The sequence below is a fragment of the Methylacidiphilum caldifontis genome, assembly GCF_017310505.1.
In the GTDB taxonomy this organism is placed as follows: Bacteria; Verrucomicrobiota; Verrucomicrobiia; order Methylacidiphilales; family Methylacidiphilaceae; genus Methylacidiphilum; species Methylacidiphilum caldifontis.
On sequence record NZ_CP065957.1, the window covers coordinates 2,193,494 to 2,213,553 of the forward strand.

Here is a 20,060-nt window from a genome sequence, read left to right on the forward strand (position 1 = left end):
AAGATGAAAAAGGCTTATTTTGATTTTTCTTCAAGACTGCAGGATCTTCAGGAAAAGTCTTTGTTGCGCAGGCTCAGGGAGTTTAAGCCTACCGAAGGCATGAGTGCCCTTTTTGATGGAAAGGAAAGCATTCATTTTTCATCAAATGATTATCTTGGTCTCTCCAGGCATCCCATGGTCATTGAGAGGGCGGTTAAGGCAACAAAAGAATATGGTACAAGCTGCTCGGCCTCTCGGCTCATTTCCGGGAATAATCCTCTTTTTTCTGCCTTGGAACGAACCGTTGCCCAGTGGAAGGGAAAACAAAAAGCCTTGATTTTTCCCTCGGGCTACATGGCTGCCTTAGCCAGTGTATCATCTCTTGTGGGGAAAGCTGATATGATTTTGATGGATAGCTTCAGTCATGCCTCTTTGTGGGAGGGAGCTCGCCTAAGTCATGCAACCCTTCGGGTGTTTGACCATAACGAGCCAAAAAATCTAAAGAAACTTTTAGAAAGGTATGCGGGGGATTTTAAAAAAATTCTGATCATTACCGAATCCCTTTTTTCCATGGATGGGGACATAGCTCCACTTGAAGAGATTGTTGAACTTAAGGAGCATTTTGAGGCCTATCTTCTGCTTGATGATGCCCATGCTGAAGGCATTCTTGGAGAGAACGGAGGAGGTTTGGCTACTGCACTAGACTTAGCGGACAAAGTGGATGTGATTTTAGGAACGTTTTCCAAAGCTTTAGGTTCTCAAGGAGGCTATGTCGCTGCAGAACAATCAATTATAGATTGGATGATTAATAGCGCAAAATCTTTCATTTTTACGACAGCTCTTAGCCCTTCATGCGTTGCTGCAGCTGCTTCTGCTCTTGATATTATCCAATCCAAAGAAGGAGCGATGCTCAGAAGAAAACTCAAGGATAACATAAGTCATTTCTTTGAAGAAAATCTGGCCAACTCTTTTTTTTGTTCTCCCATAATACCAATAAAAATAGGAACAGAGTCCAAAACCATTGAGGTTTCAGCTATTCTTGAGCAAAAAGGAATCTATTTGCCCCCTATTCGTTATCCAACAGTACCAAGGGGAGAAGCAAGACTTAGGATTTCTCTTACCGCTATCCACCGCGCTGATCAGATCGATTACCTCAAAGAGGCTCTAAAAAAGCTTGGTGTTTTGTAAGAATAAAACTCTAGTTATTTTATGTTACCTTCCTTAGTTTCTTTAGACAAGCAATACCTTTGGCATCCGTTTACTCCTTATGATCGGTGGTTTAGTCCTACTTATGAACCCCTTGTCATAGAGAAAGCCCAAGGGTGTTACCTCTACGACTCTAAAGGAAAGAAGTATTGGGATGGCAACTCTTCAATATGGACTACTACCCATGGCCATTGTCATCCAAGGATTGTCAAAGCGATCATTGAGTGTTTGTCCCAAGTCGATCACATTTCTTTTCTTGGCAATACTCATCCTTGGGCGGTCAAGCTTGGACAAAAACTTGTATCCATGGTTTCGGAAGACAACCAAACAAGCTATAGGGTTTTCTTTTCAGATAATGGTTCTACAGCTATAGAAGCTGCAATCAAAATAGCTTGGCAAGCTTTACAACAAAGAGGTGAAAAACAACGCAATTTATTTTTATGCCTGAAAGGGGGTTATCATGGGGATACGGTTGGAGCGATGAGCGTTTCTTCGGTTCCTTTTCAAAACCGGTTCAATGAGCTGCTTTTTGACTCTCTGGACGTTGCTTCGCCTTCCTGTTTTCATTGCCCTTGGAATAGATCGAAAAGAGAAAAGGGAAAGGATGCCCGGCTATCAAAAGAGTGCTTCTGGGAATGTCTTGAAGAACTAAAAAGAATAGTAGCCGAGAATGGCCATAGGCTAGCTGCGATGATCGTTGAGCCTAAAATACAAGGAGCATCAGGAATGTGGATGCACCCTGAAGGATACATCAAAGAAGCCTTTCAACTTGTTCGGGATGCAGGAGCTTTTTTTATTGTCGATGAGGTATTTAGTGGTATGGGTAGAGCTGGGAGTAAGATCGCAGCTTCGCAAAAAGAGAATGTGAATGCCGATTTTATCTGCTTTGCTAAGGGACTATCTGGAGGAACGTTGCCTATAGCCGTAACCTTGGTTAAAGAGGAGATTTTTGAATGTTTTAAGGGTGGGTATAACGAAGCTTTCCTCCATGGACATAGCTATACGGCCAATCCGGTTGCTTGTGCGGCGGCGTATGAAAATTTAGCAATCTTTGAAGAAGAAAACACGTTTGATCGGATAGCTGGGCTATCTCGTGATTTACAATCTTTTTCTCAAGTTTTTTGGAATCATCCTCTTGTCGGTGATGTAAGAGTGGAAGGAGCGGTTTTGGCCATTGAGCTCTTGAAGGATAAAAAATGTTCCTCTTTGGATTCCCATTTTGATAGGGGTTGGGCAGTGACTGAAAGAGCAAAAGCCTATGGCCTAGTCAGTCGCCCCATCAAGGATGTACTTATCCTTGTGCCTCCCTATTGCTCTACTAGGGATGATATTGAAGGCATGGTATCGGCCTTGTATCGAGCCTTGACTGATGTTTTGCCTCCAAGCAGCTCTTCTTCTTTTTAAGCGAAATGCTGGAGCGATTGAAAGGATAATCTTTTATCCTTATTTTAGAAGTTGATTATGAACAGTTTTGATTACTTGGCTAGCGGCTTCTTTTTTCTTGCCGTTGTACATACCCTTTTTTCACCCTTCCTTTTTCACAAGGGCAGTTCAATGATTGATTATGCTCTACAAAAAAGAAATATCCACAAAACTCTTCCCCAAAGGGTTTATTTTTGGGGAGCGCTCTTGCGGTTTGTAGGTGAAGTAGAGATCATTTTTGGGCTCTGGCTCCTTCCCCTTTTTTTCGTACTTGTTTTTCAAGTCGGCTGGGACAAAGCCTTCGAAGTAATGAAACTAAAAGGAGAATATCCTGAAGCTTTTTTTGTTTCCCTTCTGATGATTATTTCCTCAACTAATCCGATTCTCTCTACTTTTCAAAGACTTATTGGGTTATTTTGTCCTAAAAAAGTTGAAAGTGCAGCCAGGTGGTGGTTTTGGATACTGACTCTGGGACCTATTTTTGGCTCTTTGATTACGGAAGCTTCAGCAATGACTTTAACTGCACTTTTGTTAAAAAAAAATTTTTTTGTGCTCAACCCTAATCCCTCGCTCGCTTATGGAACAATTGGCCTTCTTTTTTTCAACATTTCGATCGGCGGAGCTCTGACTAATTTTGCAGCTCCACCCGTCGTTCTTGTGGCTAATAAATGGCAATGGGACAGTCTTTACATTTTGATTCATTTTGGAGCGCTGTTTATCTTGGGAATGATCATTACAAATCTTGCTTATTATTTCTTTTTTAGGAAAGAATTTAATAGGTTAGAAACAGAGAGAAAAAGTCTTATAGCTGAAGCGGGAAATGAGCTACTTTCCCCTTTTGATGAAGAAATGCCTTTATGGATCAGATTTGTCAATTTTGCTTTTCTCGCAGCCGTAACGCTCATCCCGAAGCATTTTGTATTGATGCTTGGAGAACTTATTTTTTTCTTTGCTTTTATGGAAGCAACAAAAGATTATCAAGGAGAAGTCCCATGGCTCAAGGCTTTCTTGGTAGGTTTCTTTCTTTTCTCCTTGGAAGTATTTGGCAATCTTCAATCTTGGTGGGTAAACCGGCTATTAAGCCATTTGAGTTTTTTCCCTCTCTATCTTTCTTCTGTTCTTCTTTCTTCTTTTAATGACAACGCTCTGGTGTCTTATGTGGCCACTTTGATCGTTCCCGAAATGGATGAATCAAGAAAAAGGGCAATCATAGCGGGAGCTTTATCTGGAGGGGGATTAACGATTTTAGCTAACGCTCCGAACCTAGCGGGCTTATCCTTGCTTAGGGATTTCTTCCCCGAAGGTTTTTCCCCAATAAAACTTTTCAAGATGGCTGTTATTCCCACGGCTTTTGTTACTATTCTTTTTATATTGAAAGAGGTTTTTGTTAGATAGGAATAGTTTCTTGGCTAAGCCGTGCAAGTCTTTTGAGGGCCTCTTTCTTTTCGCTATAGCCAATCTTTGCTTTTTGAAGGGCCTTTTCAAGAATTTCGATGTTGCGATCATAGCTGGCACGGTCCACGGGATAAGGAATACCGTCTTTGCCCCCATGGGCAAAAGAATAATCAGCCCAGCTTCGACCTTCCACCCGCTTGGGAACATTTTCAAGAGGATCTTTCCTACTAAAAGGGATTCCAAAAACGAGCTCGGCTATTAGGGCAAGACTACGAATCGTGGCAGGACCAACAAGTGGAGTTTCAAGTAGGGATTGGAAATCTTTTGGGTCTCTTTCGTAAGCGGCAATAAGGGCTTTATGGAGAGCTTTAAGCCTGGTGGGGAAAAAATCAGCGGGGGTGAGTTGATGCCTGGAAGGAGCAAAGAGTGTAGACTCATCCCTCATTTCGGAAATGAGATTTAGAGTTTTTTGAGGATTTTCCCGTGCAAGAGTACTGCAAGCTTGCCTTGAGTTTTCAGACTCAGAAGAAATCATGTTAAGTATAAAACTTTTATCATAAAAGGAAGGATTGGAGCTAGAGCTATTGGAGGGATCTAAAAAATCTTCGTTAGTTTCTTTAAGGTCTTCTATGGCGAAATGCGGATTACATACAAAATCTTTGGTATGCTCGCTTAGCCAATGGTATCGGCGTGCATAGCCGGTTGATTCGTTCATTCCTTGTTGGATAACGCACCATGATCCTGAAGAATTAAAAAAGAAACAATGGTGATAAAGGGAAAAACCATCCTGAAGAGCAGCAGAATCCACTTTTGCCACCAGTTTGGAAGTACGAACAAGATCTTCCCCTTGGCTTATGCCTATCTGGTCAGCAATTTCGATAATCTCCAATGGAGTTTTCCTTGATTGTCTTCCTTTTCCTCCAGCAACAAAAATGCCTATATCTCTGTATCTTTTTTGGGCTTCTTTTAGAGCTCCACAACAGACTGTAGTTAGCCCCGATGAGTGCCAGTCAAAACCAAGAATACAACCAAATGCTTGGAACCACCAAGGATCAGAAAGCCTCCGGAGCATTTCTTCGCTGCCGTATTCCTCTATGATAAGACTTGTCATTGCTCCAGAAAGCCTAACCATTCTTTCGAAAAGATAGGCTGGAGCTCTGCCCTCATGTAAGGGCAGATATGCGGTATTTCTTTTCATGGGAGAATGTGGCGACCCCAACGGGATTCGAACCCGTGCTGCCACCGTGAAAGGGTGGAGTGCTGACCACTACACCATGGGGTCAAACTTCTTCTTATAACTTTAGCAAAGCAGACAAAGTAGAATGGTGCAAGAAAATTAAGGAAAATACAAAGTCATGAATAAAAATCAAGCTTAAAATAAAAAGGCCATTCCTAAAATAAAAAGGGCTGAACAAAACGTTGTGCATCGGGAGCGAAAATTTGGCCCCAGGTAGTTGATCATAATTTTAGCTTCATGGTCGTAAGATTTCCAGATTTGTGTAGCTTGAACGAAAAGCGCACTAAACCTATACAAATAGAAAAAAAGAAAAATAATTGCCAAGGAAAAGCTCAATATAAAAAGCAGGGATGAGAGGAATGTCCAGTTATAGGAGTAGGACTTCCATCCTGAGGGAATGTTGAGTGTAAAAAAAAGTTCTTGATGAAAAGGGCTCTTTTCTTTTGTTTTCGTCATCACTTTAATCTCCCAGTTTCCTGGATGAGAAAAATTTGTTGCCGAGAAAGAATAAGTGGTTTCCTTTTCTTTCCTCATAGCCGGGGCAACAACGTGGTAGGGACTAGTCCTATCTTTTAAGATCACAACCACGCTTTGCGCTAAATGAGGAGAGTTAATTTTGGCATCTGGAAATTGTAATTTAAAAGGAAGAGAAGAAAAGGGATTAAAGGAAAAGGAAACGATATTCGTTTTGCCTGTGATCTGTTCATGAAAGGGCAGAAGTGTGGAAGAAAAAGAGAACAAAGATGTCCCCTTGAAAGCGATCAAGAAAAGAAGAATGCAAGCGATCCAGCACTCTAAAACATAACTGGGAAGGGAAAAGGAGGACATTTTGTTAAACCGAACAGCGTTAATGGGAAAAGAACAGAAATGATCGGGGCCTAAGGATCGCATAAGGATACCTGTAGAGCTTGGTTCAGCAAAAAATTGGTGATAGAGCCGAAAAAAGAGCAGCAGGCCACTTAAGAGCAAGAACCAAGGAAAAGAGGAAAAAAATGAAGTGGAATAAAGAGAAACCTCAAAGGAAAACCAGCCTAAGCTTAGGAAGAAAAGACCCATGGGTAGATCCAAAAGCTTTCCAAGATAGGCTAAAGAAAAGCAAAGTAGCTTTCGTCCATAATGTTGTTCTTCAATAAAGGGGATAAGAACAAAAAGAAAGATCAAATAACTGCCAGCTATAATCTCCAAGCAAAAAAGTCCAAGAAAAGGGAAAAAAAAATGAGAAGGGAATGATTCCAACCCTCTCAGCCGGAAGGCTTCGGTTAAAAAAAAGAGTATACTGAACAAAAGGTCAAAGAGTTTGGTAACTATAGATTTCTTTCTTTTAAACTGCTGCAGTCTTATAAAAAAAAGAACAAAACAAAGACTGACTAAAATTAAAGGATAAGTAAAGGGGTCTCGGAGCAAGATTAAACCAGTAAGGACTAGTAAAAAAGACAAGAGAAGAATGAGAAATAACTTTTTTTTGAGTTTTTGAAATCCCTCTTCTTTAATATCCATGACCATCAGGAGCTTGGGGAAAAATAAAAAAAAGTTCAAAAATACACCCAAGCCCACTGAAATGCCAAGAGTGATTAAAAAAGAGAAGATATCTCTAAACATGATCAATATTTCAGGCCTTTTTTATAATAGAACATAAAGCTTATTCCAAGCTTTTATTAGCCAGGAGAAATGTTTGTTTGATGCCAAGAAATGGCGTAATGGACCAGTTCGGTTCCACTTTGGAGTTTTAGTTTTTGCTTTATGCTTGCCCGGTAAGCCTCAATGGTCTTGATACTTAAATGGAGTTGATCGGCGATCTGTCTTGAACTTAGCCCTTTGCCGATGAGTTGAAAAACTTCCAGTTCACGGTCGCTTAATTTTCCCAAGGGACTAGACTTAAAAGGGGAGCTCTTTTTGCCTGTAAATCCTTCCAGGATTCGCGATGAAATTTCATCGCTAACAAATATGTTTCCTTCTAGAATTTTGTGTATGGCATGAAGAAGTTTATCCGCTCCTTCTGATTTCATGAGGTAACCCTTTGCGCCTGCCCGCAGTAGCCTTTCAGCAAAAAGCGATTCCTCATGCATGGACAGGACAAGAATAGGTATTTCAGGATATATAGCATGAATATCTTTGACAAGCTCAAGACCACTTTTCCCCGGTAATGAAATATCGACCAGGACAATATCCGGTTTTAGTTTTTCGACAAGTTCAAATCCCTTTTGAGCGTTCTGAGCCATTCCGATTACCTTTAAAGAGGGATCACTACTAATTATTTGTGCTATGCCCTCTAGAAGGATGGCATGGTCGTCGATAACAAGAACTCCTTTTTTGTTGGTCTCTGCAAGGTTTTCCTTCATACCTTTTCTCGGGATTCGGTTTTAGATTTTACAAAAGAAGGCAGACTGCAAATGACTTTAGTCCCTTTGCCCGGCAAAGAGTCGATAGTCAAATTTGCTCCAATCATTGCTGCCCTGTAAAGCATTGATCGAAATCCTAAACCTTTATTTAGTCCTTCTTTGATTTTCATGCCCATCCCGTTATCTTCGACTTGAAGAAAAATAGTTCCAGCTGTCTCTCCAAAAGTTATATTGATCTGTGTAGCCTGGGAATGTTTTATTGCATTGTTTATGGCCTCTTGGGCGATGCGATAAATTTGGATAATGAAAGAGGGATTAGGGATAATAGGCTCTCCAATCAAATGGAACTGGCAACCAATATGAGTATTTTTCGATGTATTTTGTGAAAGATCCATCAATGAAGAAATGAGATCCGAGGTGGTCATTGCCAGGGGTGCAAGGCCCTTTGCAATGTCCCGAGCAGAAGTAGCTGCTTGCCTAGCTAACTTAGCTATTTCGGTAGCGAGTTCTTTTCCCTTTTCGGTCTTTTCATGAAGTTCTTGAGCAAGAAATTGGGCTTTGAATTCAATACCAATAAGCAGTTGGCAAAGGCTATCATGAATGTCTTGACCAATTCTTTGCCTTTCCTGTTCACTCGCTTCTAAAGCCGCCTTTTCTAGGGCTTTTCTTTCCCTAATGTCCCTGACTAACACGCTCACTATTTTGCCTTCTTGCAAAACCACTTCGCTGGTAGAAATTTCCATGAAAAAAGTGGTTTTATCTTTCTTTTGCCCAAGCAGCTCGTATTGGTTAATCCTGTTTTTTTTCTTTTTGGATAAAAAATTACGCATCCATTTTTGTCGATAAGGAGGAGCGAGTAATTCGACAAAAGGCTTTTTGTAAAGCTCCATCCTATAATATCCAAAGAGTTCCTCAGCTGTCTTGTTTGAAAGTTTAATATTCCCTTCGCTATCTAAGACCAATAACCCTTCTCCAATATTGTGAATGACATTAAAAATCCATTGAGCAATGCTGCAGTAAGAAGGTTCGGTTTCATGTTGAAGGCATTGGGATATAGTTAAACTGCATTTTTTATCCTCATCCAACCAACTATTTTCCATTTTTGGAGTAATAAATATGATGTTTATAAATGATTTCCTTATACAATATAGGCAATAATCGTATGAGGCAATAAAAAATGATTATCTTATAAAAAAGATTATAGCAATAGTTTTTTAAAAGGTATCCTCTTTGATTTGAAGCAGTTGAGATGGGGGAAAAGGTTGAGATTACATTTCTTGAAGTGCTTCGATGCCAAGAAGATTAAGTCCTAAGGCAAGGGTTTGAGCGGTGCATTCGCAGAAGGCGATCCGGCGTTCTCTTATATAGGGTGTGGGTGCTCCAAGAACAGGACAAAGTTCATAAAACTTATGAAAGTCCTTGGCCAAGGAATACAAATAGTTGCATAAATGGTGCGGAGAGTTTTCTTCAATTGCAAGGTTCAGTGCATATTTAAAACTTAATAGAGTTTTGAGTAATTCTATTTCCTGGGGTTGAAGTTCTTCGGTTTCAAATTTTAAAGATGTAAATCCAAGGGTAGAATAGTAACCCTGGGAAGAGGCTTTTTTTAAAATAGAACAGATTCGTACATGGGCATTGATAAGGTAAGGTGCGGTGTTGCCATCAAAGGAAAGAAGTTTTTCCCATTTGAAAATATAATCGAGGATACGGTTTTGAGAAAGATCAGCATACTTTAGAGCTCCTACACCGACAGCTCTAGCGATTTCTCTTTTTTTTTCTTCAGATAGATCCTTTCGTTTGGCTTCAATGAGCTCATAAGCCCGGTTTTCTGCTTCCTCAAGAAGTTCTCTAAGCTTTATCGAAGTGCCTTCTCTTGTTTTGAGTGGCTTTTTGTCTTCTCCAAGTATAGAACCAAAGTAGACATGTTCCAACCGAACATTAATCCCCAAAATTTGAGCAAGGGCAAAGAGTTGACTGAAATGGAGTTTTTGTCTTGCATCGGTAACGTAAATAATTCTTTGGGCATTCCAATTTTGTATCCGGAAAAGCAGAGTCGCTATGTCTGTTGTGGCATAAAGAAATGCACCGTCACTTTTGCGAATGAGCATGGGCTTGTCGGTTAATTCGGGAAAATCTTTTCCAAAAAAAACGCAAACAGCTCCTTCACTCTGTTGGGCTATCCCCTTTTTAAGGAGCTCTTCGACAATTTGGCCAAGCATGGGGTTATAAAAACTCTCTCCCAGGGAAAAATCGAATTTTACGTTTAATCGTTTGTAAATTTTGTCCAATTCTCCAAGGGAAGCGTTGACGAAATTTGCCCAAAGCCTTGTGTTCTCAGCATCTCCAGACTGTAATTTTTGCAACTCTTTTTTTGCTTCTTCTCTTAGTTGTCCAGAGTCGATAGATTCTTTCTGGATTTTTACATAAAGTTCTTCGAGGTATTCCAGGGGTCTTGTGAGCAGGTCGGACTCATTACCATATTTTTTGTATCCCAAGATAACCATTCCAAACTGTGTTCCCCAATCTCCAAGATGATTATCGGAAATAACGCGGTGGCCTAAAAACAAGTTTAATCTACGCAGGACATCTCCAAGAATTGTACTCCGAAGATGGCCCACATGTAACTGCTTAGCTATATTTGGACTCGAAAAGTCCAGGACAATGGTCTGGGGTTCTTTTGTCTGCTCGATCCCCAGCCGTGGATCGGAGCGCATAGCTAAAAAGGCCTTAAGATAGGCATTGGGTTTTACTTTGAAATTTAAAAACCCATTGCCTCCTACCTCAGGATGAAAAATAACAGAGCTTTCTCCCATGGCATTGGCTAATTCTAAAGCTAATTTCCTTGGATTTTCTTTGAGTGCTTGGGCGATAACAAAGGCGATGTTGCTTTGAAAGTCACCAAAAGAAGGGTTGGAACAGGGTTCGACAATCGGGCTAAAGGGAATGTCCTGACCAAACTTTTGGTCAAGGGCGTTTTTCAATGATTCTAAAATCAAATCGAGAGGGAATTTCATAAGGATCTCTATTTTTTTTATAAGGCCAATCTAAAATCTTTTTACAAATATGACTGGAAAGAAAAAAGAGGCGAGGTAAAAATTTTAAAACAAGCTCTATTTTACTTGACATAGGCTAAAATTTTTTAAGATTAATTCTTCCTATGCCCAATACAAAATCGGCTGAAAAACATTTACGGAAAAGTTCAAGGAAAAGAATTTTTAATCTGAAAGCAAAAAAAGAACTTAAAGAGCATCTTAAACAGCTTAAAGATTTGATGGAAGCCAAAAAGAAGGATGAGGCATTAGCCTTTTTTCCTAAAATTCAATCCTTGCTCGATCGGTTAGTAAAGAGAAAAAAGCTTGTCGCTAATAATGCAAATCGTAAAAAAAGAAGAATATTAGAAAAAATATCAAAAATAAACGGTTCTTGAATTCCTTGATCTTATGGTTTAATTATATTAAACTTTACCATTATATCAATTTTTTTTACCCATTAATCCAACCGTGATTCCCATTAAGAGAGGTAGAGACATTGAGGCGATGCGGCGCAGTTGCCGTGTAGTTACTGAAGTTATCGAAAAAATTAAACAGGTTCTTGCTCCAGGCATCACTACTGCCGAAGTGGATCAATATGCCGCCCATGTTATCCAATCCTATGGGGCTAAAAGTGCGTTTCTTGGGTACAGGGGTTTTCCAGGAAACATCTGTATATCCATTAACGAAGAAGTAGTTCATGGGATTGGAGGAAAACGCAAAATCTGCTATGGTGATCTTGTCAAACTCGATGTAGGTATTGTGCTGGATGGTTGGATTGGGGACACCGCAAAAACTTATCCGGTTGGAACGGTCGATGTCGAAGATTTGAGGTTAATGGAGGTGACAAGTACCGCCCTTATGGTGGGAATAGCTCAAGCGCGTGTGGGGAACAGGGTAGGTGATATTTCTTCAGCCATAGAGAGGTATGTGTTAGAGCAGGGATTCCAGGTTGTCAAAGATTTTGTTGGTCATGGCGTTGGTCGTAAACTTCATGAAGAACCACCTATTCCTAATTTTGGTAAGGCAGGCCATGGGCCAAAGTTAAAAGAGGGTATGATCCTTGCCATAGAGCCGATGGTCAATCGGGGTACAGCAAAGGTGTTAATCCTTCAAGATGGTTGGACAGCGGTGACAGAAGATAGGCAAAGGTCGGCTCACTTTGAGCATACTGTATTGGTCACAAAGAAAGGACCTGAAATTTTGACTTTGTTGGAGAAAGATATAGAGTTAGATTGTTGTATACATTAAAAAACTCTTGAATTTTTTTCTTTTTTGAATATTTAAGACCTTCTGCATTTATTTATTAAATAACTCTAGGAAAGACAATGAAAGTAAGAGCTTCAGTCAGAAGAAGAACGGCTGATTGTCAAGTCGTTCGAAGAAAAGGTAGAATTTACATCATAAACAAGAAGAATCCTCGATTAAAACAAAGACAGGGATAATTTTTATCTGAAAGGGTAAATCACCATGGCCAGGATATTGGGAGTCGAAATACCGGGAAACAAGCCTTTAATTTCAGCTCTTCCTGTTATATATGGGATAGGGAGATCTCGAGCTAAACTCATTTGTGAGCAAGCTGAACTCAATCCTCAAATGAGGGCAAAGGATTTGACCAATCAGCAGATCAACCGGATCATACAGGTGATTGAAGAGAATGGGTTTGTTATTGAAGGCGACTTAAGAAGAGAGATTCAACAGAATATTAAAAGGCTTCAATCCATCCGTTGTTATAGGGGAATAAGGCATATCAGAGGTCTTCCTGTAAGAGGACAGAGAACTTCAACCAATGCCCGGACAAGAAAAGGTCCAAGAAAGACTATTGGGGTTGTAAGAAGAAAAGAAGCCAAGAAAGGAAAAGTTTAAATGTTCCATCGAAGGACAAGATTATAAAATCTAATGTAAAACGAGGATGCGATGGCGGATAACAATCAAGAAAAGAAAGTTAAAGCTAAAGAGGGAAATTCCCAGCCAACGGCTAGTGATTCAGCCGAGAAGAAGCAGGGGGTAAAGAAAAAAGAAAATCAAGGGGAGGTTGTTTCTTCGACTGTTTTGTTGAATCAAGAACAAGAGAAAGTAAAGATCCCTAAAGTTCGTGCAAGCAAAGCGATATATAATGGGATAGTGAACATTTTGGCGACATTCAATAATACGATTGTGACGATCACTGATATGTCAGGAAAAACTATCGCTTGGTCTAGTGCAGGAAAATGTGGATTCAGAGGAACAAAAAAGTCAACAGCTTATGTAGCCCAGCTTGTTGCCCAAGATGCCGCAAGGCAGGCTATGGGTCATGGCATGAAAGAAGTTATTGTAAAAGTTAAGGGTCCAGGAACAGGCAGGGAGTCGGCGATAAGGGCCCTTCAGGCTGTGGGTTTGGAGGTTACATCGATACTTGATGTGACACCCATACCCCATAACGGCTGTCGACCCAAAAAGCAACGAAGGGTATAATATTATAAAAGGGAAAGAAAGTCATGGCGAAGTACATCGGTCCAAAGGCAAAAATTTCGAGACGTTTCAATGTCGCTCTGTTTGGTCCCAATAAGGCGTTGGAGCGTAAACCTTATCCTCCTGGTATCCATGGTCAAAGGACAGGCAAAAAGAAAACTGATTATGCGATTGCCTTGGGGGAAAAGCAAAAGTTAAGGTTTATGTATGGGATTACGGAGAGGCAGTTTAATCGTTATTTTAACATTGCCCATAAGAAAAAAGGGGTAACCGGAGAGGTTCTTCTCCAGATTCTTGAAGAAAGGTTGGATAACGTGGTTTATCGGTTGTGTTTTGCAACAAGTAGGATGGAAGCCAGGCAGCTGGTTAATCACGGTCATATTTTTGTCAATGGTAAAAAAGTGAATATTCCAAGTTTCAGGACTAAGCCAGGTGATGTGATCGAGATTTGCCCCAGACCTCAATCAAGGAAACTTGCTTTACGTAATCTTGAAGCGATGAAAGGGGTGAAGATTCCCGATTGGCTTTCTTTGGAAGCAGATAATCTTAAAGGGATGGTTAAGAGAGTTCCCACACGGGATGAAATACAACCCATTGTCAACGAACAGCTTGTTGTTGAATTTTACTCGAAATAATACATACAAGTTGAGAAAAATCATTAATATCCTTTGTGAAGGAGTTTTAGGGTGTTATGGCTATACGTTTAGGAAGATTTGAAATGCCCCGTTCCATCATTAAAGATGAAACGGTATCGAATGCGACATTTGGTAAATATATTATAGAACCTTTTGAATCTGGGTATGGTCATACTCTAGGTAATTCTTTGCGCCGTATTCTATTGTCTTCTCTGGAAGGAGCGGCTATATCTTCGGTTAAAATCGATGGGGTCATGCATGAGTTTACGACTATAGAAGGTGTCGTTGAAGATGTCGTGGACATTGTTTTAAACCTTAAAAAAGTGTTGATTAAAATGCCAGATAGGCAGACACGGGTTTTTCGCATCGATGTTGTCAAAGAAGGTGCTGTTAGTGCTGGGGATATTCAAGTTGATCCCGGGGTAGAGATTGTCAATCCCGATCAACTGATCTGCACACTAGATAAAAAACAGCATTTTGTTATGGAGCTTGAAGTCAAGGTGGGCAGAGGTTTTCTTTTGAGTGAGTATAACAAAAAACAGGATCAGTCGATTGGTGTTATTCCGATCGATTGTCTTTTTTCTCCGGTCCGACACGTGAAATATGCGGTTGAAAATACTCGGGTGGGACAAAGGACTGACTACGATCGGTTGATTTTCGAGATATGGACGGATGGGAGGATTAATCCTGATGATGCTTTAGTTCAATCAGCTGCGATCTTGCAGCATCATCTTGATATTTTTGTGCAATATGGCAAAGAACCGGTTGAATTTGAAAAGCCCAAACCTCCTATTAAAGAAGAAGAAAACAGGCTTCGTAAGATCCTTAATATGAGTGTAAATGAAATTGAGCTTTCAGTTAGAGCTGCCAACTGTTTAAACAATGCGAACATAACAACGGTTGGCCAGCTGGCAATGAAGACAGAAGCCGAAATGCTCAAATATAGGAATTTTGGGAAAAAATCCTTGAACGAGATTAAAGAAAAACTGGCTTCTCTTGGTCTTTCCTTGGGGATGAAATTTGATCCTAGTCTTCTTGAGCAGACTGAAGAGAAAGTATTTAAGGAATAAAAGTTTTTATTTGGTTCAGGAGGGATCATGCGACATCAAAAACGAACCCAAAAATTAGGTAGGGACTCTCAACATAGATCTGCACTCATTGCGAATTTAGCCACCGAGCTGATCGAACACAAAAGAATCAGAACCACCTTAGCGAAAGCCAAGGCGTTACGTCCTTTTGCCGAGAAGTTAGTTACTCTTGCTAAAAAGGGAACTTTGCATTCAAGAAGGCTTGTAGTTCAAAAAATCCATAACAAGAAAGCCGCACGAGTTCTTTTCAGGGATATTACTCCCCTGATGCAAAACAGGATTGGAGGCTATATTCGGATTTACAAAATTGGTCATCGCCCTTCTGATGGTGCTGAAATGGCTTTAATTGAATGGACTGAAGGACAGGTAGTTCCAGAAACTTCTCAGAAAGCAGAGAAACCTCAATAAATGTCCTGGAGCTTTTCAATTTGCATTAAGGATGGATGGGTTTGATAGTAATTTCTGACTCTTCCTTTCCTTTTGATTGTCTTTGTTGTTCTTTGCGCGCTTTATCCCTGAAATAGAGCTGAGCCTGAAAAGGTTCTTTGTCGGGCTTTATCCTTTTATATTTTCCATTCGGCAACAGTTCCCTGGCCTTGACGTTATCTGAAAGATAAGCATTGAGAATTTCGTTTAGTTTTTCCTTAAGTTTAGGATCTTCTATAGGAAAAACGATTTCGATTCTTCTATAAAAATTTCTTTGCATCCAGTCTGCACTTCCAGAGTAAAATTCAGGATTACCCCCGTTTTCGAAATAAAAAATCCGGCTGTGCTCAAGAAATCTCCCCACAATACTAATGACCCTAATATTTTCACTCATCTTGGGGATCCCAGGTCTTAAACAGCATATTCCTCTGACGATCAAATCAATTTTTACCCCTGCACTTGAAGCCGCATAGAGGAGTTGAATAATATCTTCATCAACTAGTGCATTGATCTTGGCTATAATCCTCGACTTTTTACCTTCTTTGGTATTTTCTATTTCTCTTTGAATGAGTTCTTTTATTCTTCTTGCCATGTTAAAAGGGGAAACGATGAGCTTTTTGATACCATGAAATCGAGAAAGGCCAGTAAGTATATTAAAAAGGGTCGCTACTTCTTTAGTTATTTCTTCATTAGTAGTAAGAAGACTAAGATCGGTATATAGTCTTGCAGTGCTTGGATGGTAGTTTCCGGTAGCTAAATGCACATAAAGCCTAATTCCATCTTGATCTTTCCGTATGATTTCGAGCATTTTACAGTGAGTTTTCAACCCGACGATTCCATAAAGGACATGTATTCCCGCTTCTTCCATGCGTTTTGCCCAAAGTATGTTATTTTCTTCGTCAAATCTTGCCTTGATTTCGACGAGGGCGGTTACCTGTTTGCCGTTTTGTGCAGCACGGATTAAAGCATGGACGATAGGTGAGTCTCCGCTTGTCCTGTAAAGGGTCATTCTTATTCCCAGGACAGCGGGATCAACCGCAGCTTTCTGAAGGAGATCGACTATGATCCCGAAGCTTTCGAAAGGATGATGGAGCAGAATGTCTTCTTTGCGAATAACTTCGAAAAGATCGGGTTTCCCGCTAAGTTCAGCAGGAATGACAGGTGTCCATGGTCTATCTCTTAAATGAGCAAAAGCTTCATGATTGCAAATCGATAGGAGATGGAGAAAATTTAAAGGATCGGGATTGCGATAAGAGTCTCGATAATCCAGATGAAGAGCGTTAAGAAGAATTTTTTCTAATTCTTTGGGACAGTTGGCTTCAATTTCTAACCGTACGGCGTTTCCCCGATTTCGTTTTTTTAATTCTTCTTCAACGGTTTGCAGTAGGTTTTCGGCTTCTTCCTCATCGATATAGAGCTCACTATTACGAGTGATTCTAAAGAAGTTAACTGCTTGAATTTCATCACCAGGAAAAAGGGAATCTAAAAAGTTTACAATCAGTTCACTTAAAAGAATGAATCGGAATCCAGTTTGAGCATTGCTTCCGGGTAGAGTAATCAATCGAGGTAAAATTCTAGGGATTTGGACAATACCGAAGTTAACTGAGTGAAAGTTATGGGGTCTTTTTAATGTCAAAATGAGATTGAGACATTTATTGACCAGCTGCGGGAAAGGATGGCTTGAATCTACAGCCAATGGTGTAAGAACAGGAAATATCTCTTTGTCGAAGTAGTTTTTACACCACACTAACTCAGGTTGGCTTAATTCCTTGTGGTTGCATAAAAAAATTCCATGCTCTTTCAAAGCGGGATTAATTTCTTCGTTCCATATTTTATATTGAGTCTCAACCAGTTCTCTTGTCCTTTTTTCTATTCCTTCAAAAACTTCAAGAGGGGTCAGTCCATCGGCTGTCTGTTCTTCATTGCCATTTTCTATCTGCTGCTTAATGCCTGCAACCCGAATTTCGAAGAATTCATCCAGGTTAGAGCTAAATATGCAAAGAAATCTCAGCCTTTCGAGAAGAGGTTGTTTAGGGTCAGCCGCTTCTTCGAGAACTCGAGCATTGAATTCTAGCCAACTCAGTTCTCGGTTGATAAAATACTCAGCTTTGTTAAAGAGGGAAGTCATCGAATTTCAACTTATTCCCGGTATTATCGTCTTTCAAGAGCAGAAAACCATAGAATAAAAACAGCCCTTTCTTTTTTTTATTAAGAAAACCTTAAGCCTAGAATTTATCAAGCCGATTCAATATTTTTCAGGGTTGTCATTTCTATAGGGTAAACGTCAGGAATGTTCTTGGATAACGCTCCGCATGATTGGATTTTTCTGCTTGAAGGTATAATTTTTTCTTGGCAGATAGTTGAAGCTTTATTGAAAAGGTCGATTGTTGTTTCCAAAGCTTTTCTGAGCTTGATAAAGGTGGTAAGAAGTTCAACAAAATAATCATAAAGTTTTTTAATTTCTTCCGAGATCTTTTCTACCTCTTGGGTCATCCGTTGTTGTTGCCAACCCAAAGCGATGGCTTTCAGCAGTGCCAGGAAATTGATAGGTGAGGCAAGAAGAACATTCCTTTCTAGACCATATTGAAAAATGTCTGGATCAGCTTCAAAAGCAAGGGAAAGCAGTCCTTCACTGGGTAAAAACATGATGATGTACTCAAAAGCCTCGGCTTGAGTGCGAGCATACTCTTTTTTCCCTAAGTCCCTAATTCTTTCCTTGACTGCGGAAAGGTGTTCTTTAATTTTTTCTTTCCTGAGGGTCTCATTCTCGGCCGAAATCGCTTCTAGATACGCTCGCATAGGCGTTTTGGCATCAACAAATATTTTTCTGTTACCGGGGATGGAAATGATCATATCGGCTCTTTTGTCTTCAGTTAAAGGTTGGTTTAAGTAGCTAACGTGTTCTTCCATCCCTGCCATTTCAACGAGACGCTGGAGTTGGTACTCTCCCCATGATCCTCTCACAAGAGGTGATTTTAAAGATTGTTCGAGCTTTATTGCCGATTGATGCAACTCTTTATAAGCTTCTGCTAGCTGATTCAAATGGCTACTCAGCGCGCTATAGGCTCCTTCCCTTTTCTTTTCAAGGTTTTGTATTTGATTATCCAAGGATTGGAGTTCTTTTTCTATGGGGGATACGATGTTTTTGATTTCCTCTTTTTTTAGGCTCCAATCCGTTTTCAAATTTTCAAAAAGGGATTGAAACTGAAAAGTGACCTGGCTCAAAATATTTTTGGAGTTAGATTCCAATACTTCAGAGGCTAAGGATTGAAACAGGGTTTTTAGAGTTTCTTGAGCATTCGACATCCAAACGATCTTTTCTTGTTGGGCCTGTTTTTCAGCTTCAAGAGAAGCAATCTTAAGTTCTAGATTCTTATTCTTATCCAGCAAGGGAACCAAATTTTCATTTTCTTTGCTCTGCCTTTCTAATTCTGATTTAAGAAGCATGATTTTGGGCCTTAGGGCTAAATATGTCAAAAAAACACCGATACTTGACCCTCCAAGAAAACTAAGGATTACGAAAAGAGTCATTATAAATTTTTCCTTCAAATAAGGCTTTCTTTCAAGAAATAACTAGTCCAATTTCTCGCTTTAGGCTTGAGATTGAATTTCAAAATTGGGAACAAAAAAGTCTGTTTTAAAAAAGATGTTCAATAACATTCTTCTCCGATATGAATAGAAGAAGAGGAGAAGCTAGAGTTGAAAAACAAAGCACATGATCAAGAACATAAAATATTGACTGTCAATTCAACTGATTTGAGATCTTTTGAAAATTTCCCCAAAGAACAAAAGAAGAAAAATTTTTTAGGTCTTCTATTCAAGAGCTTTGTATCCATAAGCCTTCTTTTGTATCTAGGTTCAAAGCTTCAATGGAACAAGTTTTTTTCTTATTGCCATTCAATAGATATCAGGTTGTTATGCCTTTCTTTCTTTTTCTGTGCTTTTCAGACGGTTCTATCTGCGCTGCGTTGGAAAATTCTGCTCTATGCTTTAAATACAAAAATCAAGAGTTGGACCTCTATTCAACTGGCGATGATTGGAAAATTTTTTAATGCGGTATTACCAGGGGGAACAAGTGGAGATCTTGTCAGGATATATTATGCGCTCAAACTGTTCCCTGCTCAAAAGACAATGATATCCGTTTCGATTATCGTTGATCGGTTGATTGAAGGGATAGTTCTTCTTGTCCTGGGCTCTTTGTTCGGTTTGTTATTTTATCGTCAGCTTGAAGGCCAACCTCTTGTTCAAAAAGCTGTTCTTTTTCTTTTCATCCTTACAGTTTTAACGCTTCTCTTTTTAGCTTCCCTCAGGACCACTTTAAGGTGGGGCCTAAAACTCTCAGAAATTTTCTTTAGCAAAAGAAAAGGAATAATCGTGGGGGTTCTGGAAGAAATTATTCAGGTGTTGGATGCTTTAAAAAATGCATATGGAAAGGTTTTTTGGGCCTGTATGCTTTCTGTCGGAGTTCAGCTTTCAGCCATTATGATGTTTGTTTTTATTGCTGGCTCTTTACACATGCAGTTGCCGTTATGGCTTCTAGTGGTGGTGATGGTGGAAATAACACTAGTCGTATCACTTCCGATCAGTATTTCTGGACTTGGTGTCAGGGAGGGCTCGGTCATACTCCTGCTGAGTCCATATGGAATAAGTCCAGAACTTGCCCTTGGGTTTTCACTCCTGTCATTTACTATCGGTGTTTTTTGGAGCCTTGTAGGAGGGTTATTTTTTTTAACATGGAGGAAAAAATAAGAAAAATGCATTTTCTCTGCTTTAAACCCCGAATAGAAATTTGTTTTTATGATTTTTAGGTTCCATTACCCAAAAAGCTATTGCTTTTTACTATCTCTGGTATT

The 20,060-nt window shown here is 39.8% G+C and carries 19 protein-coding genes and 1 tRNA gene; 12 read left to right on the forward strand and 8 right to left on the reverse strand.

What is annotated here, in order from left to right:
* Positions 1 to 3 precede the first annotated feature (3 nt).
* Genes IT6_RS10120 through IT6_RS10130 form a run of 3 tightly spaced genes read left to right on the forward strand, consistent with a single transcriptional unit; the run spans position 4 to position 4,002 of the window.
* Positions 4 to 1,167: an aminotransferase class I/II-fold pyridoxal phosphate-dependent enzyme gene (locus IT6_RS10120; RefSeq protein WP_206826549.1), complete on the forward strand. Its 1,164-nt coding sequence runs from the start codon at positions 4 to 6 to the stop codon at positions 1,165 to 1,167.
* Positions 1,168 to 1,188: 21 nt separating this feature from the next.
* Positions 1,189 to 2,589 carry an adenosylmethionine--8-amino-7-oxononanoate transaminase gene (bioA, locus tag IT6_RS10125; protein WP_206826551.1) on the forward strand — a complete coding sequence of 467 codons (1,401 nt, stop codon included), beginning with the start codon at positions 1,189 to 1,191 and terminating at the stop codon, positions 2,587 to 2,589.
* A 57-nt stretch (positions 2,590 to 2,646) separates the two neighbouring features.
* Entirely contained in the window at positions 2,647 to 4,002 is a 1,356-nt protein-coding gene (locus tag IT6_RS10130; protein ID WP_206826553.1) for a putative Na+/H+ antiporter, read from the forward strand.
* Here the strand turns inward: IT6_RS10130 and IT6_RS10135 are convergent.
* From IT6_RS10135 to argS, 6 genes are all read right to left on the reverse strand, one after another.
* Positions 3,995 to 5,200, reverse strand: a complete 1,206-nt coding sequence (locus IT6_RS10135) for a DUF763 domain-containing protein (protein WP_206826555.1) — start codon at positions 5,198 to 5,200, stop codon at positions 3,995 to 3,997. The two genes, IT6_RS10130 and IT6_RS10135, sit on opposite strands and share 8 nt — an antisense overlap.
* 9 nt (positions 5,201 to 5,209) lie before the next feature.
* Positions 5,210 to 5,284, reverse strand: a tRNA-Glu gene (locus tag IT6_RS10140).
* A 90-nt stretch (positions 5,285 to 5,374) separates the two neighbouring features.
* Positions 5,375 to 6,838, reverse strand: coding sequence for a hypothetical protein (locus tag IT6_RS10145; protein ID WP_206826557.1), 1,464 nt, complete (start codon positions 6,836 to 6,838; stop codon positions 5,375 to 5,377).
* Between the two features lie 56 nt (positions 6,839 to 6,894).
* On the reverse strand, positions 6,895 to 7,578 hold the full coding sequence (locus IT6_RS10150; RefSeq protein ID WP_134440189.1) for a response regulator: 684 nt from the start codon (positions 7,576 to 7,578) through the stop codon (positions 6,895 to 6,897).
* Complete coding sequence (locus IT6_RS10155; RefSeq protein ID WP_134440190.1) at positions 7,575 to 8,678, reverse strand: PAS domain-containing sensor histidine kinase; 1,104 nt, start codon at positions 8,676 to 8,678, stop codon at positions 7,575 to 7,577. Before IT6_RS10155 ends, IT6_RS10150 begins: the two co-directional genes overlap by 4 nt.
* A gap of 168 nt (positions 8,679 to 8,846) precedes the next feature.
* Positions 8,847 to 10,592 carry an arginine--tRNA ligase gene (gene argS / locus IT6_RS10160; protein WP_206826559.1) on the reverse strand — a complete coding sequence of 582 codons (1,746 nt, stop codon included), beginning with the start codon at positions 10,590 to 10,592 and terminating at the stop codon, positions 8,847 to 8,849.
* A gap of 143 nt (positions 10,593 to 10,735) precedes the next feature.
* Here argS and rpsT point away from each other — a divergent pair, with 143 nt between their 5' ends.
* The 8 genes from rpsT to rplQ all read left to right on the forward strand — a co-directional run bounded on the left by rpsT (position 10,736) and on the right by rplQ (position 15,189).
* Positions 10,736 to 11,005: a 30S ribosomal protein S20 gene (gene rpsT, locus IT6_RS10165; RefSeq protein ID WP_134440192.1), complete on the forward strand. Its 270-nt coding sequence runs from the start codon at positions 10,736 to 10,738 to the stop codon at positions 11,003 to 11,005.
* Between the two features lie 73 nt (positions 11,006 to 11,078).
* Entirely contained in the window at positions 11,079 to 11,858 is a 780-nt protein-coding gene (gene map / locus IT6_RS10170; protein ID WP_206826562.1) for a type I methionyl aminopeptidase, read from the forward strand.
* Positions 11,859 to 11,935: 77 nt separating this feature from the next.
* Positions 11,936 to 12,052, forward strand: a complete 117-nt coding sequence (ykgO, locus tag IT6_RS10175; RefSeq protein WP_012463779.1) for a type B 50S ribosomal protein L36 — start codon at positions 11,936 to 11,938, stop codon at positions 12,050 to 12,052.
* 25 nt (positions 12,053 to 12,077) lie between these two features.
* The gene (gene rpsM / locus IT6_RS10180) at positions 12,078 to 12,473 is read left to right on the forward strand and encodes a 30S ribosomal protein S13 (RefSeq protein WP_134440194.1); all 396 of its coding nucleotides are present in this window, start codon (positions 12,078 to 12,080) and stop codon (positions 12,471 to 12,473) included.
* A 51-nt stretch (positions 12,474 to 12,524) separates the two neighbouring features.
* A complete protein-coding gene (gene rpsK, locus IT6_RS10185) occupies positions 12,525 to 13,061 on the forward strand; it encodes a 30S ribosomal protein S11 (protein ID WP_368666691.1) in 537 nt (178 codons plus the stop codon).
* 23 nt (positions 13,062 to 13,084) lie between these two features.
* On the forward strand, positions 13,085 to 13,693 hold the full coding sequence (gene rpsD, locus IT6_RS10190; RefSeq protein ID WP_134440195.1) for a 30S ribosomal protein S4: 609 nt from the start codon (positions 13,085 to 13,087) through the stop codon (positions 13,691 to 13,693).
* A 56-nt stretch (positions 13,694 to 13,749) separates the two neighbouring features.
* Positions 13,750 to 14,763 carry a DNA-directed RNA polymerase subunit alpha gene (locus tag IT6_RS10195; RefSeq protein WP_134440196.1) on the forward strand — a complete coding sequence of 338 codons (1,014 nt, stop codon included), beginning with the start codon at positions 13,750 to 13,752 and terminating at the stop codon, positions 14,761 to 14,763.
* 27 nt (positions 14,764 to 14,790) lie between these two features.
* A complete protein-coding gene (gene rplQ, locus IT6_RS10200) occupies positions 14,791 to 15,189 on the forward strand; it encodes a 50S ribosomal protein L17 (RefSeq protein ID WP_134440197.1) in 399 nt (132 codons plus the stop codon).
* Between the two features lie 25 nt (positions 15,190 to 15,214).
* On the opposite strand, the gene ppk1 is transcribed toward rplQ, so the two are convergent.
* Together ppk1 and IT6_RS10210 are read right to left on the reverse strand one after the other, a co-directional pair.
* A complete protein-coding gene (ppk1, locus tag IT6_RS10205) occupies positions 15,215 to 17,335 on the reverse strand; it encodes a polyphosphate kinase 1 (RefSeq protein WP_206826564.1) in 2,121 nt (706 codons plus the stop codon).
* A gap of 107 nt (positions 17,336 to 17,442) precedes the next feature.
* A complete protein-coding gene (locus IT6_RS10210; protein WP_242524228.1) occupies positions 17,443 to 18,654 on the reverse strand; it encodes a DNA recombination protein RmuC in 1,212 nt (403 codons plus the stop codon).
* A gap of 252 nt (positions 18,655 to 18,906) precedes the next feature.
* Between IT6_RS10210 and IT6_RS10215 the strand changes: the two genes are divergently transcribed.
* A complete protein-coding gene (locus IT6_RS10215) occupies positions 18,907 to 19,956 on the forward strand; it encodes a lysylphosphatidylglycerol synthase transmembrane domain-containing protein (protein WP_242524229.1) in 1,050 nt (349 codons plus the stop codon).
* Positions 19,957 to 20,060: the final 104 nt, after the last annotated feature.